This window comes from Streptomyces sp. NPDC127038 (assembly GCF_042725875.1).
Taxonomy (GTDB): domain Bacteria; phylum Actinomycetota; class Actinomycetes; order Streptomycetales; family Streptomycetaceae; genus Streptomyces.
The window spans coordinates 87,349-111,069 of the sequence record NZ_JBHXDQ010000021.1; the positions used below are offsets into that span (position 1 = coordinate 87,349).

Below are 23,721 nucleotides of genomic sequence, written 5' to 3' on the forward strand. Positions count from 1 at the left end.
TTTTTTTTTATCCCACCCCCCCGCCCCCCCGCCCCCACCCCGGCCCCCCCGGGGGGGGGGGGGGGGGCGCCCCCCCCCCCCCCACCCCTCCCGTCGCCGTTCGGTCTACTCGTCGGTAGCATCCTGGCCATGGCAGACACCGAGCAGATCGACGAGACCCCCGGCACCGTCCAGGACCCCAGGGCCGACCGCGCAGCGGCCAAGCTCGCGCAGCGGATCACCGCCTTCGCCAAGGCGCACGGCGGCGCCGAGGCCCAGGTCGCGTACATCGGACAGCGCGGCGCCCGCATCGTCCTCGTCGGCGAGGACGGCGGCTGGGGCGACCTCGTGGCGACGAGCTACGAGATCGCCGAGAACGCCGTGAAGAAGGCCGGGATCACCGTCCACGAGAGCTTCGACGGCGAGTTCGCGGCCAAGGTGAGGACCGGCCCGTACGAGTGGAAGCGGATGGCCGGCATCCAGGTCGGCGGTCCCTCCAACGACTGACACGCCACCCCTCGCACGGACGGCCGACAATCGTCGGCCGTTCGCACGGGGTGCGCGCGACCAACACCTGACACCCGGCTCAGCCGTTAGGACCTGAAAAGCAACGGTCCACTCGCGGGGAGTCCGGATGATCGAAACGCCGTCCCTCGTGGACCAGTACTGCCACGGCGTACTGCGGACCGAGCTGGGCCTCGGCACCTTCGAGGCCCACCTCTCCAGATCCGGGGGCCCGCCGGCCGCGGGGACCACGTTCTTCGACACCCAGACCGGTTTCGCCGTACGGCGCTGGTGCCCGCCCCTGCTCGGACTCGAACCGCACTGCACGCCCGCCCGCTATCTCGCCCGGCGCCGTGAACTGGGCGTGCTGGAGTCGGGGCGCCGGCTGCTGCGCGGCAGCGGCATCACCACGTATCTCGTGGACACCGGCCTGCCCGGTGATCTCACCGGACCGGGCGAGATGGCCTCCACGGGAGACGCCAGGGCGCACGAGATCGTCCGGCTCGAACTGCTCGCCGAACAGGTCGCGGACACCTCGGGAACCGTCGAGGCGTTTCTCGCCAATCTCGCCGAATCCGTCCACGGAGCCGCCGCGAACGCCGTGGCCTTCACCTCCGTGGCGGGCGTACGGCACGGTCTGGCCCTCGCGCCCGAACCGCCCGGACCGGGAGAGGTGAGGGGCGCGGCGGGCCGCTGGCTCGCCGGCCGGCGGGTGGGCGGCCGGCTCACCGACCCGGTCCTGCTGCGCCATCTGTTGTGGATCGCGGTCGCCTCGGGCCGGCCCCTGCAACTGCACGCGGGACTCGGCGAGCCCGGACAGCGCATCGACCGCACCGACCCGGCGCTGCTCACCGACTTCGCCCGCGCCACGGCGGGCCTCGGTACCGACCTGGTCCTGCTGCACGGCTACCCCTACCAGCGGCACGCGGCCCACCTCGCCGAGGTCTTCCCGCACGTCTACGCGGATCTGGGCGCCGCCCTGGTGCGCACCGGCGCGCGCTCGGCCGACGTCCTCGCCGAGATCCTGGAGCTGGCCCCCTTCGGCAAGCTGCTCTTCTCCAGCGGGGCGCGGGGGCTGCCCGAACTCCATGTGATCGGGGCCCGCCTCTTCCGCGAGGCGCTGGCCCGGGTGCTCGGCAGCTGGGTCGCCGACGGGGCCTGGTCACCGGCCGACGCCCAGCGGGTCGCGTCCCTGATCGCCGCGGGCAACGCCCGGCGGGTGTACGGACTGGAGTGAGCCGGGGGCACCCTGAAGGCGCCCCCGGACGGGGCCGGGCGGAGAGCGCCCGGGACGGGCCTACGCGCGGCTGAGGGCCGACGTGGTCGCGGGGCCGGGCAGGTCCGCCGTGAGCTCCGGGCGTTCACGCAGGGACAGCAGGACCCGCACCACCCCGATCCACACCAGGCAGGAGCCCAGCATGTGCAGGGCGACCAGGGCCTCGGGCAGGTCCGTGAAGTACTGGACGTACCCGATGACGCCCTGGGACAGCAGGATCAGGAACAGGTCCCGGGTGCGCCGCAGCGGACCCCGGGGAGCGTCGACCGCCTTGAGGACGAACCACAGGGCGAACGTCAGCGTGACGACGATCCAGGCCAGCACCGCGTGCAGCTTGGCCACGGTCTCCCAGCTGACCGGGATGCGCTCGACCTCGCTGGAGTCACCCGCGTGCGGGCCCGCGCCGGTGACGACCGTGCCGGCCGCGATCAGCAGGACCGCGGCGGTGACCAGGAACCACACGAGCTGCTGCACCGACTTGCCGACGAGCGGACGCGGCGCCGCGTCGCCCTCGCGGGTGCGCTGCCACATGAGCGCGGCCACCGTGATGAGCGCGGTGGAGAGCAGGAAGTGCGCGGCGACCGTGTACGGGTTCAGTCCGACCAGCACGACGATCCCGCCGAGGACCGCGTTGCTCATGACGATCCAGAACTGGGCCCAGCCGAGCCGGGTCAGACCGCGCCGCCACGGCTTCTGCGAGCGGGCGGCGACGATCGCCCAGCCGACGGCGGCGCAGAGCACGTACGTCAGCATGCGGTTGCCGAACTCGATGGCTCCGTGGAAGCCCATCGCGCTCGTCGCCGTGAGCGAGTCGTCCGTGCACTTGGGCCAGGTCGGGCAGCCGAGACCGGAGCTGGTGAGCCGCACGGCACCGCCGGTCACCACGATCACGACCGACATGACGAGCGCCGAGAGGGCCGCGCGCCGCACCGTCCGGGTGGCCGGGGTCCAGCGTTCGGCGATGAAGGCGAGCGGGTTGCGCACCGCGCTGAGGGCGTCGGCTCGGGTCAGGTTCTGCACGCGCACCATCGTAGGGGCCCGCTTGTGCACGCTTTCACGAGGGTCCGCCCGGACGGGACGGCCCGCTCACCGGTCCGCTCACTCCCAGCGGAAGAACCGGCCGGCCGCGCCGAGGCCCACGACCGCCCAGACCGCCAGTACGCCCAGGTCGCCCCAGGGCATCTGGGCTCCGTGCTGGAGCACCGCCCGCAGACCGTCGGACAGCGCCGAGATGGGCAGCAGGCCCAGTACGTCCTGGGCGCCCGCGGGGAACTTGTCCAGCGGCACGATCACCCCGCCGCCGACCAGGAACAGCAGGAAGACGAGGTTCGCGGCGGCCAGCGTCGCCTCCGCCTTGAGCGTGCCCGCCATGAGCAGGCCGAGTCCGGAGAAGGCGGCCGTGCCGAGGACCAGCAGGAGCAGTACGGCCAGCGGGTTGCCGTGCGGGGACCAGCCCAGCGCGAAGGCGATCGCCGTGAGCAGGATCACCTGGAGGATCTCGGTCACCAGGACCGAGGCCGTCTTCGCGGTCATCAGCCCCCAGCGCGGCAGCGGCGAGGCGGCCAGCCGCTTCAGGACGCCGTAGCGGCGCTCGAAGCCGGTGGCGATGGCCTGGCCGGTGAACGCCGTCGACATCACGGCCAGCGCCAGGATGCCCGGCGCCAGGAAGTCGACGGCCTTGCCCGGACCCGTGTCGATGATGTCGGCCGAGCTGAACAGCACCAGCAGCAGCGTCGGGATCACGACCGTGAGGAGGAGCTGCTCGCCGTTGCGGAGCAGCATCCTCGTCTCCAGCGCGGCCTGCGCGCGGATCATGCGGGGCAGCGGGGCCGCGCCCGGCTTCGGGGTGTACGTGCCGGTGGTGGTCACGGGCGCGGCTCCTCGCCGGTCGGCTCCAAGCCGTGCCTGACTCATGAACGCAGCTCCTTGCCGGTCAACTCGAGGCTGTGCCTTCCCGGGGGACAACCCCCGGACCCCCGGCCGATCTGCGGTCGGACTTGGCTCATGAACGCAGCTCCTTGCCGGTCAACTCGAGAAAGACGTCCTCGAGGGTGTGGCGTTCGACGGAGATCTTCTCCGGCATCACACCGTGCTGGGCGCACCAGGACGTCACGGTCGCCAGCAGCTGCGGGTCGACCTTGCCGCCGACCCGGTAGGACCCGGGGGTCAGCTCGGCCGCCGTGCAGTCCGCGGGCAGGGCCTTGAGCAGGGAGTTCACGTCGAGCCCGGGGCGGCCGGTGAAGCGCAGGGTGTTCTCGGCGCCGCCGCGGCACAGCTCCTCGGGGGAACCCTGGGCCACCACCCGGCCCGCGTCGATGATCGCGACGTCGTCGGCGAGCTGCTCGGCCTCGTCCATGTGGTGCGTGGTGAGGATCACCGAGACACCGTCGGTCCGCAGGTCGCGGACCAGGTCCCAGGTGGCGTGGCGGGCCTGCGGGTCGAGACCCGCGGTCGGCTCGTCCAGGAAGACCAGCTCGGGCCGGCCGACGACCGCCATCGCGAGCGCGAGGCGCTGCTGCTGGCCGCCGGAGAGCCGCCGGTACGTCGTACGGCCGCAGCCGCCGAGGCCGAGCCGCTCGATGAGCGCGTCCACGTCCAGGGGGTCGGCGTGCAGCTTCGCCACGTGGCGGAGCATCTCGTCGGCGCGGGCGCCCGAGTAGACCCCGCCGGACTGGAGCATCACCCCGATGCGGGTGTGCAGCTCGCCGGACTGTCTCGCCGGGTCGAGGCCCAGGACGCGCACCGTGCCGGAGTCCGGCCTGCGGTATCCCTCGCAGGTCTCGACGGTCGTCGTCTTGCCCGCGCCGTTGGGTCCCAGGACGGCGGTGATGCCCGCCGTGGCCACCAGGTCGAGGCCGTCCACCGCGGTCTTCGTGCCGTACCGCTTCACCAGGGCCTGGACCTGGACCACGGGCTCGCTTCGCATGAGGAGCAAGTCTAGGGACGTCGGAGCGGCCCGGAACCGCCGGGGGCGGCCGTGGTCTCCACGGCCAGGTCCCGCGGCCGGTGCACCGGCAGCCACCGCTCGGCGTACGCCACCGCGTCCGCCACCGGGAAGAGCCGCGCCCGGGCCGCGCCCACGGTGCCCCGGACGACGGGACGGTCCCGTTCGAAGTCGGAGCCCAGCTCCTCGAACATCTCGGAGGTGATCGACACCTCCCGCACGGTCTCCCAGCCGGTGGGGGAGGGCCGTCCGACCTCCACGACGGGCGAGGGGACGCGGTACTCGGCGAGATGGAAGCTGGTGCAGCTGTCGTAGCCCGCGCCGAGCAGCAGGACCCGGGCCCCGCGGGCCTCCAGCCGGGCCAGCGGGCTGCGCTCGCCGAGCCGGCAGTCGACCGCGTGCCCGCCGACGACCGCCGCCGCGTCCGGGCCGAGCGCCGCGAACGAGGTCTCCGGGTGGTCGCTGCGCAGGGCGCCCGGCCAGGTGCGGACGGTCTCGGGTATCACGCCGACCCCGCGGGAGGGGGTCACACGGGGGTCGTAGGCGGGCATGGTCGCCCGGATCGCCGGCCACCACTCCTCGGGGACCGGCGGGCGGCTCCACAGAGCGGGGTCGGAGAGGTCGCCGGACTGGGTCGGGACCACCAGGGTGCCGTCCGGACCCAGGGCGTCGAGCAGTCCCTGGACGACGGTCACGGCACCGCCGTTGACCCATCCCAGGGCGCTCAGCGAGGAGTGCGCGAGCAGCGTCTCACCCGTTCGGACGCCGAGCGCGCGCAGGTCCGCCGCGAGGGTGTCCCGGGTGACGAGTGGGCCGGTCGGAGGGGGTGTCGGCATGGTCAGGGAGTCTCCCCGAGACGGGGCCCTCGTGCCACCGAATTGATCGATCAAAGATCGTTTGCGCAGGTCACCTTAGGTATGCCTAAGTGACACAGCGCACCGCCCGCCCGGGAGGGTGCGGCTTGTCAGGCCCTGAGGAATTACGCAACAATGGTGTTGTGAAAAACGTTGGCGAGGCTCGGGAGACCCCCGCGGGGGCCCCGCAGGAGGAACTCGCGACCGGTGAGCGCTCGACGCGCAACCGGGTCGTGCGGTCCATCCTGGACCACGGCCCGTCGACCGTCGCCGACCTGGCGGGCCGACTGGGCCTGACCCACGCCGCCGTACGCCGTCATCTGGACGCGCTGGCCGCCGACGACATCGTGGAGGCACGCGAGCAGCGGGTGTACGGAGCGCGGACACGCGGCCGTCCCGCCAAGGTGTTCGCCCTGACCGACTGCGGTCGGGACGCCTTCGACCAGTCCTACGACAAGCTCGCCGAGGACGCCCTGCGCTGGATCGCCGAGCGCGAGGGCGGGGACGAGGCGATCCTCTCCTTCGCCCGCGCCCGCATCGCCGCTCAGGCCGGGGCGTACCGCGAGGCCGTCGAGGCCGCGACCCCCGAGGAACGCACGGAAGCCCTGGCGAAGGCCCTCAGCAAGGACGGGTACGCTGCCACGGCGCGCAGCGCACCGGTCGGCGAGCAGCTCTGCCAGCACCACTGCCCGGTCGCGCATGTCGCCGAGCGGTTCCCGCAGCTCTGCGAGGCGGAGACGGAGTTCTTCTCCCAGCTTCTCGGCACGCATGTCCAGCGACTGGCCACCATCGCCCACGGCGACGGGGTGTGCACGACGTTCATCCCCAAGATCTCGCACGACACTCACAACGCATCCGCAAGCACGGCCGGGAGGAACCCCGCATGACGCTCCCCACGGAGACTGCCCACCCCGAACTCGAGGGTCTGGGCAAGTACGAATACGGCTGGGCCGACTCCGACACGGCCGGCGCCTCTGCCAAGCGCGGCATCAACGAGGACGTCGTCCGTGACATCTCCGCGAAGAAGAGCGAGCCGGAGTGGATGACCAAGCTCCGCCTCAAGGGCCTGCGCCTCTTCGAGAAGAAGCCCATGCCCAACTGGGGTTCCGACCTGTCGGGCATCGACTTCGACAACATCAAGTACTTCGTGCGCTCCACGGAGAAGCAGGCGGAGTCCTGGGAGGACCTGCCCGAGGACATCAAGAACACGTACGACAAGCTCGGCATCCCCGAGGCGGAGAAGCAGCGCCTCGTCGCCGGTGTCGCGGCCCAGTACGAGTCCGAGGTCGTCTACCACCAGATCCGTGAGGACCTGGAGGAGCAGGGCGTCATCTTCCTGGACACCGACACCGCTCTCAAGGAGCACCCGGAGCTCTTCAAGGAGTACTTCGGCACGGTCATCCCGGTCGGCGACAACAAGTTCGCGTCGCTGAACACCGCGGTGTGGTCCGGCGGCTCCTTCATCTACGTGCCGAAGGGCGTGCACGTCGAGATCCCGCTCCAGGCCTACTTCCGTATCAACACGGAGAACATGGGTCAGTTCGAGCGGACGCTGATCATCGTCGACGAGGACGCCTACGTCCACTACGTCGAGGGCTGCACGGCCCCGATCTACAAGTCGGACTCCCTGCACTCCGCGGTCGTCGAGATCATCGTGAAGAAGGGCGCCCGCTGCCGTTACACGACCATCCAGAACTGGTCGAACAACGTCTACAACCTGGTCACCAAGCGCGCCGTGGCGTACGAGGGCGCGACCATGGAGTGGATCGACGGCAACATCGGCTCCAAGGTCACCATGAAGTACCCGGCCGTCTACCTGATGGGCGAGCACGCCAAGGGCGAGACCCTGTCCATCGCCTTCGCGGGCGAGGGCCAGCACCAGGACGCCGGCTCCAAGATGGTCCACATGGCGCCGAACACCTCCTCGAACATCGTGTCGAAGTCGGTGGCGCGCGGTGGCGGCCGTACGTCCTACCGCGGTCTCGTCGAGATCGGCGAGGGCGCCCACGGCTCCAAGTCGAACGTCCTGTGCGACGCGCTGCTCGTCGACACCATCTCCCGCTCGGACACGTACCCGTACGTGGACGTCCGCGAGGACGACGTGTCCATGGGCCACGAGGCGACCGTCTCCAAGGTCTCCGAGGACCAGCTCTTCTACCTGATGAGCCGCGGTCTGACCGAGTTCGAGGCGATGGCCATGATCGTGCGAGGCTTCGTCGAGCCGATCGCCAAGGAACTGCCCATGGAGTACGCCCTCGAGCTCAACCGGCTGATCGAGCTCCAGATGGAGGGCGCGGTCGGTTAATCCCGAGCCGCAGTCCCCGTCAAGCCACTCACGCAAGAAAGCGAGCAGACCGACAGCCATGGCTGAGGCTCAGAACATCCCCGTGGGCTCCACCACCGCGGGCCAGATCGCGGTGGCCGCCGAGTCGACCGTCGCCACGCGCATGAGCGCGCCCCCGTCCTTCGACGTGGCGGACTTCCCCGTCCCCCACGGCCGCGAGGAGGAATGGCGGTTCACCCCGCTGGAGCGCCTGCGCGGGCTGCACGACGGCACCGCCGTCGCGACCGGCGAGGGCGTGCGCGTCGACGTGCAGGCCCCCGAGGGCGTCACCGTCGAGACGGTCGCCCGCGACGACGCCCGGATCGGCCGAGCCGGCACCCCCGTGGACCGTGTCGCCGCCCAGGCGTTCTCGGCCTTCGAGAAGGCCGGTGTCGTCACCGTCCCCAAGGAGACGGTGCTCACCGAGCCCATCCGGATCGCCGTGCACGGCGAGGGCGGTGTCGCCTACGGCCACCAGGTCGTCGAGCTGGGAGCCTTCGCCGAGGCCGTCGTCGTCATCGACCACACCGGTGACGCGGTCCTCGCCGCCAACGTCGACTACGTCCTCGGTGACGGCGCCAAGCTGACCGTCGTCTCCGTCCAGGACTGGGACGACTCGGCCGTCCACGTCGGCCAGCACAACGCGCTGATCGGCCGCGACGCCACCTTCAAGTCCTTCGTGGTCACCTTCGGCGGCGACCTCGTACGCCTCCACCCCCGCGTCGCGTACGCGGGCACCGGCGGCGAGGCCGAGCTGTTCGGCCTGTACTTCACCGACGCGGGCCAGCACCAGGAGCACCGCCTCCTGGTCGACCACAACACCCCGCACTGCAAGTCCAACGTCATGTACAAGGGCGCGCTCCAGGGCGAGGCGGCGCACGCGGTCTGGATCGGCGACGTCCTCATCGAGGCCAAGGCCGAGGGCACGGACACCTACGAGATGAACCGCAACCTGGTTCTGACCGACGGTGCCCGCGTCGACTCCGTGCCGAACCTGGAGATCGAGACCGGTGAGATCGTCGGCGCCGGCCACGCCTCCGCGACCGGCCGCTTCGACGACGAGCAGCTCTTCTACCTGATGGCCCGCGGCATCCCGGCCGACGAGGCCCGCCGTCTGGTGGTCCGCGGCTTCTTCGCCGAACTGGTCCAGCAGATCGGTGTCGACGACATCGAAGAGCGCCTTCTCGTGAAGATCGACGAGGAGCTGGAGGCGTCGCTCTGATGCCCGGCACCTTCGTGCGCGCCTGCGGACTGAGCGAGCTGGAGGAGAACACCCCGAAGCGGGTGGAACTCGACGGCACGCCTGTCTCGGTCGTGAAGACCGAGGGGGAGGTGTTCGCGATCAACGACATCTGCTCGCACGCGAACGTCTCGCTCTCCGAGGGCGAGGTGGAGGACTGCCAGATCGAATGCTGGCTGCACGGCTCCGCGTTCGACCTCCGCACCGGCAAGCCGTCCGGCCTTCCCGCGACGCGCCCCGTCCCCGTATACCCCGTTCAGATCGAAGGGGACGACGTGCTCGTCTCCCTCAACCAGGAGTCCTGAGGCAATCCATGGCAACGCTTGAAATCCACGACCTGCACGTCACCGTCGAGGCCGACAACGCCACGAAGGAGATCCTCAAGGGCGTCGACCTGACCGTGAAGCAGGGCGAGACGCACGCCATCATGGGCCCCAACGGCTCCGGCAAGTCGACTCTCGCCTACTCGCTCGCGGGCCACCCGAAGTACACGGTCACCGGCGGCACCGTCACCCTCGACGGCGAGGACGTCCTCGCGATGTCCGTCGACGAGCGCGCCCGCGCCGGCCTGTTCCTCGCGATGCAGTACCCGGTCGAGATCCCCGGCGTCTCGGTCTCCAACTTCCTGCGCACCTCCGCCACCGCCGTCCGCGGCGAGGCCCCCAAGCTGCGTACGTGGGTCAAGGAGGTCAAGGAGACCATGGAGCGCCTCTCCATGGACCCCGCCTTCGCCGAGCGCAACGTCAACGAGGGCTTCTCCGGCGGTGAGAAGAAGCGCCACGAGATCCTTCAGCTCGAACTGCTCAAGCCGAAGATGGCGATCCTCGACGAGACCGACTCCGGCCTGGACGTCGACGCCCTGCGCATCGTCTCCGAGGGCGTCAACCGCGTCCGCGAGACCGGCGAGGTGGGCACCCTGCTCATCACGCACTACACGCGCATCCTGCGCTACATCAAGCCCGACTTCGTCCACGTCTTCTCCGGCGGCCGCATCGTCGAGTCCGGCGGCGCCGAGCTCGCCGACAAGCTGGAGAACGAGGGGTACGAGGCTTACACGAAGGGTGGCGTATCCGCGTGACGCAGCTGCCGGGCCTCCTCGACACCGAGGCGATCCGCAAGGACTTCCCCATCCTGGATCGCCAGATCCACGACGGCAAGAAGCTCGTGTACCTGGACAACGCGGCGACCTCGCAGAAGCCGCGCCAGGTGCTGGACGCCCTGAACGAGTACTACGAGCGCTACAACGCCAACGTCCACCGCGGTGTGCATGTGCTCGCCGAGGAGGCCACGGCGCTGTACGAGGGCGCGCGCGACAAGGTCGCCGCGTTCATCAACGCGCCGAGCCGCGACGAGGTGATCTTCACCAAGAACGCCTCCGAGTCGCTCAACCTCGTGGCCAACATGCTCGGCTGGGCCGAAGAGCCCTACCGCGTCGACCACGAGACCGAGATCGTCATCACCGAGATGGAGCACCACTCCAACATCGTTCCGTGGCAGCTGCTCTCGCAGCGCACCGGCGCGAAGCTGAAGTGGTTCGGCCTCACCGACGACGGCCGTCTCGACCTGTCGAACATCGACGAGATCATCACGGAGAAGACGAAGATCGTCTCCTTCGTGCTGGTGTCGAACATCCTGGGCACCGTGAACCCGGTCGAGGCGATAGTGCGCCGCGCCCAGGAGGTCGGCGCCCTGGTCCTGATCGACGCGTCCCAGGCCGCGCCGCACATGCCGCTCGACGTGCAGGCCCTCCAGGCCGACTTCGTGGCCTTCACCGGTCACAAGATGTGCGGTCCGACGGGCATCGGCGTCCTGTGGGGCCGCCAGGAACTCCTGGAGGACCTCCCGCCGTTCCTCGGCGGCGGCGAGATGATCGAGACCGTGTCGATGCACTCGTCGACGTACGCTCCGGCCCCCCACAAGTTCGAGGCGGGCACCCCTCCGATCGCGCAGGCGGTCGGACTCGGCGCGGCGATCGACTATCTGTCCTCGATCGGCATGGACAAGATCCTCGCCCACGAGCACGCGCTCACCGAGTACGCGGTGAAGCGGCTCGCGGAGGTCCCCGACCTCAGGATCATCGGCCCCACCACGGCCGAGGACCGCGGCGCGGCGATCTCGTTCACGCTGGGCGACATCCACCCGCACGACGTGGGCCAGGTCCTCGACGAGGAGGGCATCGCGGTCCGGGTCGGCCACCACTGCGCCCGTCCGGTCTGCCTGCGGTACGGAATTCCCGCGACCACGCGGGCGTCGTTCTATCTGTACTCCACGCCGGCCGAGATCGATGCTCTGGTCGACGGGCTGGAGCACGTCCGGAACTTCTTCGGCTGAGGGGCTGGCTGGATCGTGAAGCTGGATTCGATGTACCAGGAAGTCATCCTGGACCACTACAAGCACCCGCACGGACGGGGCTTGCGGGATGGCGACGCCGAGGTGCACCACGTCAACCCGACGTGCGGTGACGAGATCACGCTGCGCGTGAAGTACGACGGCGACCGGATCGCGGACATCTCGTACGAGGGGCAGGGCTGCTCGATCAGCCAGGCCTCCGCGTCCGTGCTCAACGACCTGCTCGTCGGCAAGGACGTGTCCGACGCGCAGCGGATCCAGGAGACCTTCCTGGAACTGATGCAGTCCAAGGGCCGGATCGAGCCCGACGACGCGATGGAGGAGGTGCTGGAGGACGCGGTCGCGTTCGCCGGTGTCTCCAAGTACCCGGCCCGGGTCAAGTGCGCCCTCCTCAGCTGGATGGCGTGGAAGGACGCGACGGCCCAGGCTCTGGGCGAGAGCGCCGAGAGGAAGACGGCATGAGCGAGAACACAGTGACATCGGACGAGACCGCGGTGACCTCGGACGAGTCCGCGGTCGCGCCGGCCGAGGCCACCGCGGCTCCGGTCGAGGGCCTGACGGCGAAGTCCGCCTCGGAGGAAGAGGTCCGCGAGGCGCTGTACGACGTCGTCGACCCCGAGCTGGGCATCGACGTCGTCAACCTCGGCCTCATCTACGGCATTCACATCGACGACGCGAACATCGCGACGATCGACATGACCCTGACGTCGGCGGCCTGTCCGCTCACCGACGTCATCGAGGACCAGGCCAAGTCCGCCACGGACGGCCTCGTCAACGAGCTGCGCATCAACTGGGTCTGGATGCCGCCGTGGGGCCCGGACAAGATCACGGACGACGGCCGCGAGCAGCTGCGCGCGCTCGGGTTCAACGTCTGATCCTCCGGCTCCGGGGTCTTGGCCCCGAGTCCTCGCAAGGGGCGGCACCTTCGGGTGCCGCCCCTTCGCGCTGTGGCTCGGAGCTCAGGCCAGGCCCCGCACCAGGCGGAACGCCGAGTCCTGCGCGTAGAGACGGCCGCGCTCCTGACGTCCGAGGACGAGCCGGAAGTCGCGGTGGCGCAGGAAGCGGCCCGGGTAGTTGACCGACTCCAGCATGACGGCGCCCGAACGGGAGGCCGTACGGGGGCAGAAGGTGGCGTCCTCGCGGAAGAGGGCGGAGCCGTCGTCGCGGTCGGCGCGCAGGACGAAGTCGCGGTGGCGCAGGTAGGAGCCGTCGGAGGTGGCGAAGGAGTAGCAGGAGGACCTCGCCAGTCCCGCGACCACCTTGAAGCTGGCGGCCCGCCGGGTCGAGGCCGCACTGGACGGGCTCACCGGGTCGAGCCGCACCTGACCATCACTCAGATGCCAGTACCGGTCCGGGTAGTTGACCGCCTGGACCGATGTCAGCCCCGAGGTCCGCCCGGGCGCCGAACCGGAACCGGACGCGCTGGGCGCGGGTTTCCCGGAGGTGGACCGGCCGCCGGATCCGGTGCCGGACGGCCGCGGCGAGGCGGAGCCCGGCGACGAGGCGTCCGGTGAGGCCACCGGTGAACTCCCCGGTGAGGAGAGCGCGTTCTTGCCTGCCGGGGCGGTGGTCGTCTCCGCCGGCGCGACGGGGGCGGCGAGGAGGAAGGGGTTCGCCGTGTCGGCCGTGGTCGTGTCGTGCGCCCCGGCGTCGGCGGACCGTGTCTGTACGGAGATCACGGCCACGGCGGCGACGGTCACGGCCACCGCGAGCGCGCCGGCCAGCCAGAGCCGCCGTGTCCCCGGCAGCCGGCCCTCGTCGTCCGCCCCGATCGCGTCCCAGGGTGCCGTGGACAGCGGGACGAGGTCGGCCTGCACCGGGTAGGGAGTGCCGTGCGGGGTGGGGCGCCAGGGCACGATCTCCCTGGAGGGGGTGGACCCGTCCGGACCGGATCCGGGCGTCACTTCTGGCATGCGCGTTCCTAAACGGGGGAGGGCGAGCGCGTGAGCGGGCGAAGCGAAGGGCTGGGGTGCGGGCGGCACACGGAGCGGGGCGGTCATGAAGACCCGGTGTGCGGCTGGTGAAACAGTAGTGGAACCGGTGACTACCGAGCAGTCGTTTCCCGCCCCGGTGCAGGGATTTACGTGCGGTTCTTTTCGGGCAATCGCCCACAGGCGCGCAGGAGTTGGGCAAGAGGCGGGGTTCCGCGGGAAGGGTTCCGGGGCGGCGGGCCCCGCAGGAGGACTCGGGGGTCGCTTCTGGTGGGGTGCACGGGGTGCACGGGGTGCACGGGGTGCGCGGGGTGCACGGGGCGCCGGACGGGCCGGGCGGCGGACGGGCCGGGTCGGGGTGGACGGGCCTGGTCGGGGTGGACGGGTCGGGCGCGGCGTTCGCGTGCGGGGGATGTGCCGGGTCGGCGGACGCGGTGGCGGGGCGTGCGGCGGCGGGGGAGACTGCCGTTCATGGCTGTCTCCTTCTACCAACTGGTCATCGACGCCCACGATCTGCCGGCCCTCGCCCGCTTCTGGTGCCAAGTCCTCGACTGGCAGGTGCTGTTCGAGGACGACGACGAGATCGTCATCGGCGCCGACGCGCACGCGCTCCCCGGCATCTGCTTCGTGTCCGCGGGTGAGCGCAAGACCGTCAAGAACCGGCTCCACATCGATCTCACTCCGGACGACCGGGACGCCGAGGTCGAGCGGATCCTCGCCCTCGGGGCGCGCCGGGCCGACGTGGGGCAGGGCGAGGACGTCACCTGGACCGTCCTCGCCGACCCCGAGGGCAACGAGTTCTGCGTGCTGAGGCCGAAGAAGTCCCTACTGGACTGAGCCCGGCGTCTCCCCGGCGGACGCGAGCACCAGCACGTCCGCCAGGCCCTCCTTGCGGATGCGCTGGTCGATGTACAGCAGGCTGCCCACCAGCGGCATGAACACCAGGGAGAAGAGCTGGACGAAGATGCCCGCGATCGTCGAGAGCACCAGGGAGCGCCCCATGGCGGGCAGCATCTGCGCGTAGATCTCGGTCACGGTCGCGGGTTCCTGCGCGGACGAGAAGTCGTACGGCTGCGGGGCCGGCATCGCGAACTGGAACGGCACGTCGACGAGCAGGGACACGACGAACGTGATCACGCCGCCCAGCAGCAGGATGCCGAAGGTGCGCCACCACGCGCCGCGGACCAGCCGCGCCGACCGGCGCATCGCCGTCAACGGGGACGCCCCCTCCAGGACGGCGGCGGCCGGGGCGAAGCTGAACCGGACGAACAGCCAGACCATGAGCGGCACCGCGAGCAGCAGGAACAGGGGGACCAGGCCGAGCATCGCGAACGGATCACCGCTCGCGGTGGCGGCCAGGAGCAGCCAGAACAGCACGACGAGGAGCATGGTCGGCACCACCACGACCAGGGTCAGCAGCAGCGTCACCCCGAGCACGGACGGGGTGCGCGACCAGGCGCGCTTCCACACGGTCCCGACCTGGGCCCGACGCCCGAGCACGGCGTCGTGCAGGGTCGCGGCGGACGAGGCCTGGACGAAGGAGCTCGCGACCAGGGAGACCACCGTGCCCACGGCCCACACGCAGCCGAACGCGATCAGGACGGCCCGCAGATCCGTCCACTCGACGGACCGGGGCGCCGAGGTCATCCGGTGCAGTTCCGGCTTCACATAGAGGTAGGCGAGGTAGTCGAGGCCCAGGGTCAGGGCCGCCAGGATCGCGACGCCCACGAAGGTGAGTGCGAACAGCGGCTTCGCGTAACGGCGCATCGTGGTGAAGGCGCCGCCGAGGATGTGGTCCACGCCGAGCGGCGCGAGCGGGATCACGCCCGGCCTCGGCGGTGGCGGCGGCATCCAGCCCCAGCCGCCCGGAGGGCCCCCGTACGGTCCCGACGGTCCCCACCCCGAACTGTCCGACATGCCCCTCGCGCTCCATGTGTCGTGCGGAATCTGTTCGATTCCGGCCCCCTTGTGATCGCGAACGATATCCGCTGGGGCGCGCGGTGCCCACGGGAAATACGGGATCCGTACGGGGCAGGTCGCCGTCATCGGACACACACATCCGTTCCCGCAGTGGGTGCACCATGTGTACAGTCGTACACATGGGATACGTACTGCTCGCCGGTGCCATCGCGGCGGAGGTCGGCGCGACCACCGCGATGAAGTACACGGAGGGTTTCAGCAGGCTGTGGCCGTCCCTGCTGACCGTCCTCGGCTACGTCGTCGCCTTCGCGCTGCTGGCGCAGACCCTGAAGACCGTCTCGGTCGGCACGGCCTACGCGATCTGGGCCGGCGTCGGCACCGCGGCCATCGCCGTGATCGGCATGCTGTTCCTCGGCGAGGGGCTCACGGCCGCGAAGGCCGCCGGGATCGCGCTGATCATCGGTGGGGTCGTCGTGCTGAACCTGGGCGGGGCGCACTGATGACCCGGCCCGGCACGAGGGACGGCGGACCGTGACGGCCCGGCGGTACGACCCCGAGCGGCGGCAGCGGATCATCGACGCGGCGATCCGGGTCGTCGGCGCCAAGGGCATCGCCGGGCTCGGCCACCGCTCCGTCGCGGCCGAGGCCGATGTGCCGCTCGGCTCCACCACGTACCACTTCAAGACCCTCGACGAACTCATGGTCGCGGCCCTCCGCCAGGCCAACGAGGGCTTCGCCAAGGTGGTCGCCGCGCGCGGCACCCTGGAGGACACCCGCTCGGACCTGGCCGCCGAACTCGCCGGTCTGATGGGCGAATGGCTGGCCGGCGACCCGACGGGCGTCGAGCTGGAGTACGAGCTCTATCTCGCCGCCCTTCGCAGGCCCGCGCTGCGCCCGGTGGCCGCCGAGTGGATCGACAGCCTCGTCGGACCGCTGACCCGCCGCACGGACGCGGTCACCGCACGCGCGCTGGTCGCCCTGCTGGACGGCATCTGCCTCCAGGTGCTCCTGACCGGCACGGCGTACGACGAGGCCTACGCGCGCGAGGTGTTGGGCCGGATCCTGCGGGGCGGAACGGACGACCGGGAGCGCTGAGCCGGACGGGGCGGGGGTTCGGCGAGGTGATGTGCGGCCCGGCGCCGTCGAAGCGGTCCGGTGACGTGCCCCGGTGGGCGGGAGCGGTGCCCCGGTGGTCCGGTGACGCGACGGGTGGCCCGACGGCTTGACCCGGCGGCTGACCCGGTGGCGTGACCCGGCGACCGGTCGGCGAGACGTCCCGCGTACCGGTTCGCCCGCGCGGCCCCCGCCAAGTTAGGTTGCACTCATGACCGACACGACTGCTTCTCGTACCACCGGCGCCGTCGCCGCCGGGCTCGCCACCCTCACCGCCGACGGCACCGTTCTCGACACCTGGTTCCCTGCCCCCGAACTGTCCGCAGAGCCCGGCCCCGCCGGCACCGAGCGCCTGTCCGCCGAGCGGGCCGTCGAACTCCTCGGCGAGGGAGCCGCGCAGGCCGTCGGCCCCGACGCCCGCCGTGGCGTCGAGGTGGTCGCGGTCCGTACGGTCATCGCGTCGCTGGACGACAAGCCGCTCGACGCGCACGACGCCTACCTGCGCCTGCACCTCCTCTCCCACCGTCTGGTGAAGCCGCACGGCCAGAGCCTGGACGGCCTGTTCGGGCTGCTCGCCAACGTCGCCTGGACCTCGCTCGGCCCGGTCGCCGTCGACGACGTCGAGAAGGTCCGGCTGAACGCGCGCGCCGCGGGGCTGCACCTCCAGGTGACCTCCATCGACAAGTTCCCGCGCATGACCGACTACGTCGCCCCCAAGGGAGTCCGGATCGCGGACGCCGACCGGGTCCGCCTCGGCGCGCACCTCGCCGAGGGCACGACCGTCATGCACGAGGGCTTCGTGAACTTCAACGCGGGCACGCTCGGCACCTCCATGGTCGAGGGCCGCATCTCCGCCGGTGTCGTCGTCGGCGACGGCTCGGACATCGGCGGCGGCGCGTCCACGATGGGCACCCTCTCGGGCGGCGGCAACGTCCGCATCACCATCGGCGAGCGCTGCCTGGTCGGCGCGGAGGCGGGCGTCGGCATCGCCCTCGGCGACGAGTGCGTGGTCGAGGCCGGGCTGTACGTCACCGCGGGCACGCGTGTGACGATGCCGGACGGCGAGATCGTCAAGGCCCGTGACCTGTCCGGGGCTTCGAACATCCTGTTCCGCCGCAACTCGGTCACCGGCACGGTGGAGGCCCGCCCGAACAACGCGGTCTGGGGCGGCCTGAACGAAATCCTCCACAGCCACAACTGACCCTCGACGACGGCCCCTGCGACCGTCCCTCGATCACTGCCCTCAACTGCGGCGCGAACGCCCCCGGTTACCGGCCCTGATCACCCCCGAGCGCCCTTCCACGTCCCCCGGAAGGGCGCTCGCGCATCGGCGGAAGCAACCGCCAGGTGTTATGTCCCGCGGCACGATCTGAAGTGGCCGGCTGTTCCTCGGACTCGGGGGGTATCTCGTCCTCTCGCGGGTCGATTCCGTGGCGGTCCAGTTCGGCGAACCAGTGGTCCCGCTGTGACTCCGGGAGGTGGTGGCCGCACCAGGGGCAGAAGTCGATCGTGACGCTCGACGTGCCGCCGTCGTGGATGATCAGGCCGTACTCCTGGAACCTGGCGCTGAATTCGACGAGGGCGTCCGGGCAGGTGTAGGGGTCCTCGTGCGCGTCGCAGTGGAAGTTCACGTTGCTGGTCATCGTCTCGCAGCAGTGGAGCGGCGTGCCGGGTGCTCCGGATTCGGCACGGGTCGCGTCGCCCTCCCTTCGGCGCTCGAACAGGCTCAGCCCCCATGAGGCGAGGGCCAGGGCCGGGCACACCGCCGTGGAGAGCCAGTGGAGCGGAGCGATGGCGTCGAGCGGCGCGGCCATGAGCCGGGCCGCCCCGCCGCCCGCCAGGAGCGCCAAGGGCAGCCCCCTCCTCCACAGGGGCAGGGCGCGCATGCGCCACACGGAAGAGGCCATCCAGAGGAAGACACTCCAGATGAAGAGGTCGAAAGCCGTCACTGCCGCTCCCTGCGTGTGAAGGGCCGAGCCCATGAGGTCCCGCTGTGCGCCGACTCAGTCGTCCGTCGAGATGTCGCAGTCCTTGGCCGGGATGCCGGCGAGATCGCACGCGGCCACGTCCTCCTGGCCCGTCGACGGGTGCAGCTGGAGGTACGTCGCCGTCGCACGAGCCCCGGCGTCGAAGCAGGCCGGATTCTGGCGCACGATCACGCCGAGGATCCTCAGCTGTGCCGTGGCGATCTCGTACTGCGCCGTGGTGTCGTTCCCCTGAGCGATCCGCTGCTCCTGCTTCCGGAACTGGCGGGCCCGCGCCTCGAAGACCTGGTTCGTCCGCTCGCACCCGGCCGACCGCTCGGCCGCGCCGTCGTGCCGCGTCGCCCCGACGGCGTACCCGCCGAGGGCGACCGTGATAGCCCCTGCGCTGACCAGCGCGATCATCGAACGCTTCATGGCCGGGGATCGTATACGCCCAGGTGAGACCCCTTGTCACCGGTGCCGACCTCACAGCCCGGAGGCGAACTCCGCCAGCGCCTCGAAGTCGGGCTCGCGCAGGCCGAGGCGGGGGCTCACATGACGCAGCAGCGCCGGGGCCGGGTGATGCGCGGTCACGAAGTCGTCGTCCGCCGGGCCCTGTTCGTCGTCCACCCAGGCGAACGGGCGGCCCCCGGCATGGGCGACGATGCGTTCCGTCTTCCAGTGGACCCCGTCGGGGCGCTCCACGAAGAGCGTGCCGGTGAAGTCGACCCAGGGGAGTTCGGGCAGGCCGATCACGGGGGCGATCCAGCGGTTGGCGGCGTCCATCCACGTGGTGGCCCAGCACAGTTCGTAGCCGAGGGCGAGGAGGGCGCGGCCGTGGCCCGGGTGGAGCCAGACCCTCAGCGGACGGCCGGGATGCAGAGCCACCCGGATCGTCGTGTACCCCGCGGGCCTGCGCTCCTTCTGGGCCGCGTACGGATTCAGCGGGCCGTCGACGTCGAGGAACAGCAGGGGTCGGCTCATCGGGTCACGGTAGAGGACACCGGCCCGCGGGACGGAGGCAATTTTTTCTTCCGTTCCCTTCGTGCCGGGAGGCATAGCGGGCGGTGACCGGAAGCGTCACCAGGAATACAGGGGGGCTCGTCAGGGGCCACCGGGGAACGAGAAGGTGACGATGGATGCCGAAGCGGACGAGAGCTTCCGGGACTTCGTGGCGAACCGGTCGTCGGCACTGCTGAAGACGGCCGTGCTGCTGAGCGGGGGAGACCGGCACGCGGCCGAGGACCTGCTCCAGAACGCGCTGATCAAGGTGGCGGGCCGCTGGAACCGCGTCGACGAACCCGAGGCGTACGTACGGCGGATCCTGTACCGGCAGCAGGTGAGCCGCTGGCGGCTGAAGTGGCCCCGAAGAGAGCTGAGCGTCGCCGAACCGCCCGAGACGTCCAGCCCCGCGGCCCCCGGCACGGACGCCTCCTCGGCCGCCGAACTGCGCGTCGTCATGCGGGGCGCGCTGGCCCGGCTCACCGCGCGGCAGCGCACCGTGCTGGTCCTGCGCTACTTCGAGGACCTGCCCGAGGCCGAGGTCGCCCGGCTCCTCGGCTGCTCCGTCGGAACCGTGCGCTCCACCACCCACCGCTCGCTCGCCCGGCTCCGCGCCCTCGCGCCGGAACTGGCCGCCCTCGGCCCGGGGGACCGGCCGCAGCCGGCGTCCCGTGACTTCTCGCCCGTGGAGGTACACCGGTGAACGTCGAAGAACTTCTGCGAGACACGCTCCGGGAGCAGGCCGAGGACGACCGGCGCACGCCGCCGGGATTCGCCGACCGCGTGTTCGCCGTCCGCCGGCGCAGGAGGACCCGGCGCATCGCGTCCGTCGCGGTCGCCGCGGCCGCGGTGCTCGCCGCCGTGATCGCGGTGCCGGGCCCGGACTCCGGAGGACACGACGTGCGGCCCGCGGGCGGGGTGCACCCCGAGCCGGCCACCGGGCACCCGGCGCCCTCGGCGCACCCGGCACAGTCACCGGTGCACTCGCTGGTCGCGGCCGGCAGAACCGCGCTCGCCGCGTACTACACCCAGAAGACCGACTGGCAGAGCGCCCACGACGGCATCCGCAAGGGTGTCAACGTGCGCACCTACTGGCTGCTCGACCCGAAGTCCGGCCACTACCAGAAGGACACCCGGTGGTCGTGGGTCGCCGTGGCCCCCGGCCTGCACACCGCCGCCGTACTGGAGCGGCACCTGCCCGCGAGCCGGATCGGACTGCTCGACCTCACGAGCGGCAAGGTCGAGCGGTGGCTCCCGGTCGACCACCCGGTGGGCGGGCTGGAGTTCTCGCACGACGGCACGAAACTCGTGGCGACCACGTACAGCGACAATCCCGACAAGCAGATCAAGATGGACAACATCGACAGGGTCCCCGTGTCGGTGACGCCCTCCCGTACCGGCTTCTACGTCTTCGGCGTGGCGTCGGGCAAGGGCTCCTGGGCCGAGGTGGACATCGTCCGCGACGACCAGGGCAACGACATCCAGGCCCGCCAGGACTTCTTGTTCTGCCGTGACGGGAAGACCCTCTGGGGCCGCCAGTCGGTCACGCCCGGCGACCGCTTCTACGACCTGTCCGGCCGGGAGGTGGGCGTGCCCGGCGCGGAGCGGTACGGCACCTGGCCCCTGGGAGCCGGCCTCTCGCCGGACGGCAGCCGGCTCGCCGGGGAGTTCGCGGGCGAGAAGTGGCACACCTCCTCGTGGATCCTCGACCCGCGAACCGGCAAGCGCCTGGCCGAGGTCCGCGGGCAGATGCTCCTCGCGTGGGTCGACGACAAGTCCCTGATCGCCTGGGACATCGCCGAGGGCGAGAAGAACGAGTTCCACAACCGGCTGGTGCTCGTCACCATCGGCAGCGACAAGGAGGTGCCGCTCAGCGGCTTCCTCAAGGGCACCGACGGCTCGGTGGGGCGCTGGGAGCCGCTCTTCGCCGAACGCTGAGCGCCCGCGGTGGTCCGCTCCGTTACGCCACGGCGACCTCGCCCGTGACCCGGGCGAGTGCCGCCCGCAGCCCGTCGACCGCCTCCCGGTCGGCGGGCCGCAGCGGTGCGCGGACCGGACCGGCGGGCCGCCCCAGCGAGTTGAGCAGTGCCTTCGCCGTGACCGCGCCGGGCAGACCGGCCGACATCATCGACTCGACCAGCGGCAGCAGCCGCCGCTGCCCGAGGGCCGCCCCTTCGGTGTCCCCCGAGTCGAACGCGTCGAGTACCGAACGGAACTGACGGGGCGCCACATTGGCCACGGTGCTGACGTATCCGGCAGCGCCGATCGCGTACAGCGCGAGGACGTACTCGTCGCAGCCCGCGTGGTAAGCCAACTCCGTCCGCGCCAGCACCCGTTGAGTACCGAGCAGGTCGTACGCGCAGTCCTTCACGGCCACGATCCGCGGATGCTCCGCGAGCCGGATCATCGTCTCCGGCTCGATCCGGGTCCCCGTGCGCCCCGGGATGTCGTACAGCATCAGAGGCAGCCCCGAGACGTCCGCGATCTCCCGGAAGTACGCCTCGACCGCGTCCTGCGGAGGCCTGCTGTAGTAGGGGGCGACCACCAGCAGCCCGTCCGCGCCCGCCTTCTCGGCCGCGGCGGCCAGCTCCACGGTGTGCCGGGTGTCGGCCGTCCCCACCCCCGCCACGATCGGGACCCGGTCGCCCACCGCCTCCCGTACCACCCGCACCAGCGTGGCCTTCTCGGCGTCCGTCGTGGTCGGCGACTCGCCGGTCGTCCCGGAGAGCACGAGCCCGTCGCAGCCCTCGGCCACCAGCAGTGCGGCGAGCCGCTGCGCACCCCCGGTGTCCAGCGTGCCCGAGTCGGTGAACGGCGTGACCATGGCGCACAGGGCCCGGCCGAAGGGCGCGGGCGCCCGCCCCGGCCGGGCCGCGGCCGTGACGCCCGGGGCGGGAGTGGCGGTGGTTGCGGGAGTGATCCTCGGAACGGTCATGACCGTAGTGTCGGCCACTCCATTGTGAAGCTCCACTTAAATCTTCTACGAGATATAGCGCACGAGTGCTACACGGTCGGGGGTGTGGGGTCCCCCGGCCGCACCTCAGACCCGCCCGCCGCCGTCCCCGCCGTCGTTCGTGCGCAGCGGCACGATCCCCGTCTCGACCTTCTCCCGTGCGGCGCGCAACGCCTTGAGACGCGCGGGCCACTTGCGGGTGTCGCGCGGTTCGACGTACGGCTCCTCGGTCGGCGGCCGGCCATGGGTGATGGCGCGCTGCCTGGCCAGCTCCGCGTCGAACTCCAGGCCCAGGAGGATGGCCAGGTTGGTGAGCCAGAGCCACACCAGGAAGACGATGACGCCCGCGAGCGTGCCGTACGTCTTGTTGTACGAGCCGTAGCCGGCCGCGTAGACGGCGAATCCCGCGGACGCGGCCAGCCAGATCAGCGTGGCGACGACACTGCCGGGACTCGACCAGCGGAAGCCGCGGCCGGAGACGTTGGGGGCGGCCCAGTACAGCAGCGCGATCATCAGCTCGACCAGCACCAGCAGGACGGGCCACTTGACGATCGACCACGCCGTGATCACGGCGTCGCCCAGTCCGAACGCCGAACCGGCGCGCTCGGCCAGCGGCCCGGTGAACACCACGATGATCGCGCTCCCGGTGAGCAGCAGCATCAGCGTGACGGTGAGCGCGAGCCGCAGCGGCGTGGTCTTCCAGACGGGGCGCCCCTCCGGCAGGTCGTAGACCGCGTTGGACGCGCGGATGAACGCGCCGACGTACCCCGAGGCGGACCACAGCGCCGCGAGCAGTCCGACGATCGCCAGCACCCCGCCCGTACCGCCGCTGTGCCCCAGTTGGGTGACCGCGTCGCGCAGGATGTCGCGGGCCGGGCCCGGCGCCAGGTCCCCGACGCTCCCGAGCAGTCTGTCCGTGACCCGCCGCCCCATGACGCCCAGCAGGGAGACCGCCACCAGCAGCGCGGGGAACAGGGACATCACGCCGTAGTAGGTCAACGCCGCCGCCCGGTCGGCGAGTTCGTCGTCGCGGAACTCCTTCGCCGTACGCCAGGCCACGGGCCACCACGCTCGCGCGGGGAGTCCGGAGGGGCTGCGCTTCCCGCCGGGGACGCGCTCCCGGGCGGGGGCGGCCTTCCCGGCGGAGGCCGTCTTCCTGGTGGAGGCGGCCTTGCCGACGGAGGTGGGCTTCCCTGCGGAGCCGCGCTTCCCGGCGGGCCCCGCCGTGTCCCCACCCGCACCCGCGCCCGTATCCATGGCTCCACCCGCGCCCGTACCCGCATCCAGGTTCACATCCGTCCCGGTGCCGCCCCCGCCCCCCGCGTCCCTGGCTCTGTCCCTGACTCTGTCTCCGTCCACAAGAGCTCCC

The 23,721-nt window shown here is 71.2% G+C and carries 27 protein-coding genes; 16 read left to right on the plus strand and 11 right to left on the minus strand.

Annotated elements, in window-relative coordinates:
• The first annotated feature begins 129 nt into the window (after window positions 1–129).
• Both ACFWI4_RS17380 and ACFWI4_RS17385 read left to right on the plus strand, forming a co-directional pair.
• Window positions 130–486 carry a hypothetical protein gene (locus tag ACFWI4_RS17380; RefSeq protein WP_385408363.1) on the plus strand — a complete coding sequence of 119 codons (357 nt, stop codon included), beginning with the start codon at window positions 130–132 and terminating at the stop codon, window positions 484–486.
• Between the two features lie 127 nt (window positions 487–613).
• On the plus strand, window positions 614–1,720 hold the full coding sequence (locus tag ACFWI4_RS17385; protein WP_385408365.1) for an amidohydrolase family protein: 1,107 nt from the start codon (window positions 614–616) through the stop codon (window positions 1,718–1,720).
• Window positions 1,721–1,780: 60 nt separating this feature from the next.
• Here ACFWI4_RS17385 and ACFWI4_RS17390 read toward each other — a convergent pair whose 3' ends face one another.
• The 4 genes from ACFWI4_RS17390 to ACFWI4_RS17405 form a co-directional block, all read right to left on the minus strand.
• Window positions 1,781–2,788 carry a heme A synthase gene (locus ACFWI4_RS17390; RefSeq protein ID WP_387196696.1) on the minus strand — a complete coding sequence of 336 codons (1,008 nt, stop codon included), beginning with the start codon at window positions 2,786–2,788 and terminating at the stop codon, window positions 1,781–1,783.
• Window positions 2,789–2,857: 69 nt separating this feature from the next.
• Window positions 2,858–3,574 (minus strand): ABC transporter permease, encoded by a 717-nt coding sequence (locus ACFWI4_RS17395; RefSeq protein WP_387196772.1) that lies wholly within the window; start codon window positions 3,572–3,574, stop codon window positions 2,858–2,860.
• A 187-nt stretch (window positions 3,575–3,761) separates the two neighbouring features.
• On the minus strand, window positions 3,762–4,685 hold the full coding sequence (locus tag ACFWI4_RS17400; RefSeq protein ID WP_385408371.1) for an ABC transporter ATP-binding protein: 924 nt from the start codon (window positions 4,683–4,685) through the stop codon (window positions 3,762–3,764).
• 11 nt (window positions 4,686–4,696) lie between these two features.
• The gene (locus tag ACFWI4_RS17405; RefSeq protein WP_387196699.1) at window positions 4,697–5,539 is read right to left on the minus strand and encodes an aminoglycoside N(3)-acetyltransferase; all 843 of its coding nucleotides are present in this window, start codon (window positions 5,537–5,539) and stop codon (window positions 4,697–4,699) included.
• Window positions 5,540–5,700: 161 nt separating this feature from the next.
• Between ACFWI4_RS17405 and ACFWI4_RS17410 the strand changes: the two genes are divergently transcribed.
• Genes ACFWI4_RS17410 through ACFWI4_RS17445 form a run of 8 tightly spaced genes read left to right on the plus strand, consistent with a single transcriptional unit; the run spans window position 5,701 to window position 12,344 of the window.
• The gene (locus tag ACFWI4_RS17410) at window positions 5,701–6,444 is read left to right on the plus strand and encodes a helix-turn-helix transcriptional regulator (RefSeq protein WP_385408375.1); all 744 of its coding nucleotides are present in this window, start codon (window positions 5,701–5,703) and stop codon (window positions 6,442–6,444) included.
• Entirely contained in the window at window positions 6,441–7,862 is a 1,422-nt protein-coding gene (sufB, locus tag ACFWI4_RS17415) for a Fe-S cluster assembly protein SufB (protein ID WP_037625848.1), read from the plus strand. Before ACFWI4_RS17410 ends, sufB begins: the two co-directional genes overlap by 4 nt.
• 58 nt (window positions 7,863–7,920) lie before the next feature.
• Entirely contained in the window at window positions 7,921–9,102 is a 1,182-nt protein-coding gene (sufD, locus tag ACFWI4_RS17420) for a Fe-S cluster assembly protein SufD (RefSeq protein ID WP_385408377.1), read from the plus strand.
• Complete coding sequence (locus tag ACFWI4_RS17425; protein WP_339128658.1) at window positions 9,102–9,425, plus strand: bifunctional 3-phenylpropionate/cinnamic acid dioxygenase ferredoxin subunit; 324 nt, start codon at window positions 9,102–9,104, stop codon at window positions 9,423–9,425. The genes sufD and ACFWI4_RS17425 overlap by 1 nt, the downstream gene beginning before the upstream one ends.
• Before the next feature lie 8 nt (window positions 9,426–9,433).
• The gene (gene sufC / locus ACFWI4_RS17430; protein WP_387196704.1) at window positions 9,434–10,198 is read left to right on the plus strand and encodes a Fe-S cluster assembly ATPase SufC; all 765 of its coding nucleotides are present in this window, start codon (window positions 9,434–9,436) and stop codon (window positions 10,196–10,198) included.
• The gene (locus ACFWI4_RS17435; protein WP_387196707.1) at window positions 10,195–11,451 is read left to right on the plus strand and encodes a cysteine desulfurase; all 1,257 of its coding nucleotides are present in this window, start codon (window positions 10,195–10,197) and stop codon (window positions 11,449–11,451) included. Before sufC ends, ACFWI4_RS17435 begins: the two co-directional genes overlap by 4 nt.
• 15 nt (window positions 11,452–11,466) lie before the next feature.
• Window positions 11,467–11,931, plus strand: a complete 465-nt coding sequence (gene sufU / locus ACFWI4_RS17440) for a Fe-S cluster assembly sulfur transfer protein SufU (RefSeq protein WP_385408382.1) — start codon at window positions 11,467–11,469, stop codon at window positions 11,929–11,931.
• Window positions 11,928–12,344 carry a metal-sulfur cluster assembly factor gene (locus tag ACFWI4_RS17445; RefSeq protein ID WP_387196710.1) on the plus strand — a complete coding sequence of 139 codons (417 nt, stop codon included), beginning with the start codon at window positions 11,928–11,930 and terminating at the stop codon, window positions 12,342–12,344. Before sufU ends, ACFWI4_RS17445 begins: the two co-directional genes overlap by 4 nt.
• 84 nt (window positions 12,345–12,428) lie before the next feature.
• Here ACFWI4_RS17445 and ACFWI4_RS17450 read toward each other — a convergent pair whose 3' ends face one another.
• Entirely contained in the window at window positions 12,429–13,382 is a 954-nt protein-coding gene (locus ACFWI4_RS17450; RefSeq protein WP_387196713.1) for an AbfB domain-containing protein, read from the minus strand.
• 489 nt (window positions 13,383–13,871) lie between these two features.
• Between ACFWI4_RS17450 and ACFWI4_RS17455 the strand changes: the two genes are divergently transcribed.
• On the plus strand, window positions 13,872–14,237 hold the full coding sequence (locus ACFWI4_RS17455) for a VOC family protein (protein WP_387196716.1): 366 nt from the start codon (window positions 13,872–13,874) through the stop codon (window positions 14,235–14,237).
• Here the strand turns inward: ACFWI4_RS17455 and ACFWI4_RS17460 are convergent.
• Window positions 14,226–15,317, minus strand: coding sequence for an oxidoreductase (locus tag ACFWI4_RS17460; RefSeq protein WP_387196718.1), 1,092 nt, complete (start codon window positions 15,315–15,317; stop codon window positions 14,226–14,228). The genes ACFWI4_RS17455 and ACFWI4_RS17460 overlap by 12 nt on opposite strands.
• Window positions 15,318–15,499: 182 nt before the next feature.
• Here ACFWI4_RS17460 and ACFWI4_RS17465 point away from each other — a divergent pair, with 182 nt between their 5' ends.
• The 3 genes from ACFWI4_RS17465 to dapD all read left to right on the plus strand — a co-directional run bounded on the left by ACFWI4_RS17465 (window position 15,500) and on the right by dapD (window position 17,634).
• Window positions 15,500–15,820: a DMT family transporter gene (locus tag ACFWI4_RS17465; protein ID WP_385408392.1), complete on the plus strand. Its 321-nt coding sequence runs from the start codon at window positions 15,500–15,502 to the stop codon at window positions 15,818–15,820.
• 31 nt (window positions 15,821–15,851) lie between these two features.
• On the plus strand, window positions 15,852–16,415 hold the full coding sequence (locus tag ACFWI4_RS17470; protein ID WP_387196721.1) for a TetR/AcrR family transcriptional regulator: 564 nt from the start codon (window positions 15,852–15,854) through the stop codon (window positions 16,413–16,415).
• 229 nt (window positions 16,416–16,644) lie between these two features.
• The gene (gene dapD / locus ACFWI4_RS17475; RefSeq protein ID WP_387196724.1) at window positions 16,645–17,634 is read left to right on the plus strand and encodes a 2,3,4,5-tetrahydropyridine-2,6-dicarboxylate N-succinyltransferase; all 990 of its coding nucleotides are present in this window, start codon (window positions 16,645–16,647) and stop codon (window positions 17,632–17,634) included.
• Window positions 17,635–17,701: 67 nt separating this feature from the next.
• Here the strand turns inward: dapD and ACFWI4_RS17480 are convergent, their stop codons facing one another.
• Genes ACFWI4_RS17480 through ACFWI4_RS17490 form a run of 3 tightly spaced genes read right to left on the minus strand, consistent with a single transcriptional unit; the run spans window position 17,702 to window position 19,381 of the window.
• Entirely contained in the window at window positions 17,702–18,382 is a 681-nt protein-coding gene (locus ACFWI4_RS17480) for a DUF6980 family protein (protein WP_387196727.1), read from the minus strand.
• A 54-nt stretch (window positions 18,383–18,436) separates the two neighbouring features.
• Window positions 18,437–18,832 carry a hypothetical protein gene (locus ACFWI4_RS17485; RefSeq protein WP_387196730.1) on the minus strand — a complete coding sequence of 132 codons (396 nt, stop codon included), beginning with the start codon at window positions 18,830–18,832 and terminating at the stop codon, window positions 18,437–18,439.
• A gap of 51 nt (window positions 18,833–18,883) precedes the next feature.
• Window positions 18,884–19,381 carry a hypothetical protein gene (locus ACFWI4_RS17490; RefSeq protein ID WP_387196733.1) on the minus strand — a complete coding sequence of 166 codons (498 nt, stop codon included), beginning with the start codon at window positions 19,379–19,381 and terminating at the stop codon, window positions 18,884–18,886.
• A gap of 151 nt (window positions 19,382–19,532) precedes the next feature.
• On the opposite strand from ACFWI4_RS17490, the gene ACFWI4_RS17495 reads away from it, so the two are divergent.
• Both ACFWI4_RS17495 and ACFWI4_RS17500 read left to right on the plus strand, forming a co-directional pair.
• Window positions 19,533–20,102, plus strand: coding sequence for a SigE family RNA polymerase sigma factor (locus ACFWI4_RS17495; protein ID WP_385408406.1), 570 nt, complete (start codon window positions 19,533–19,535; stop codon window positions 20,100–20,102).
• Window positions 20,099–21,337 (plus strand): WD40 repeat domain-containing protein, encoded by a 1,239-nt coding sequence (locus ACFWI4_RS17500; RefSeq protein ID WP_387196736.1) that lies wholly within the window; start codon window positions 20,099–20,101, stop codon window positions 21,335–21,337. The genes ACFWI4_RS17495 and ACFWI4_RS17500 overlap by 4 nt, the downstream gene beginning before the upstream one ends.
• A gap of 22 nt (window positions 21,338–21,359) precedes the next feature.
• On the opposite strand, the gene dapA is transcribed toward ACFWI4_RS17500, so the two are convergent.
• Window positions 21,360–22,334: a 4-hydroxy-tetrahydrodipicolinate synthase gene (gene dapA / locus ACFWI4_RS17505; RefSeq protein ID WP_387196739.1), complete on the minus strand. Its 975-nt coding sequence runs from the start codon at window positions 22,332–22,334 to the stop codon at window positions 21,360–21,362.
• Window positions 22,335–22,439: 105 nt separating this feature from the next.
• Window positions 22,440–23,609, minus strand: coding sequence for a YihY/virulence factor BrkB family protein (locus ACFWI4_RS17510; protein ID WP_387196742.1), 1,170 nt, complete (start codon window positions 23,607–23,609; stop codon window positions 22,440–22,442).
• Window positions 23,610–23,721 lie beyond the last annotated feature (112 nt).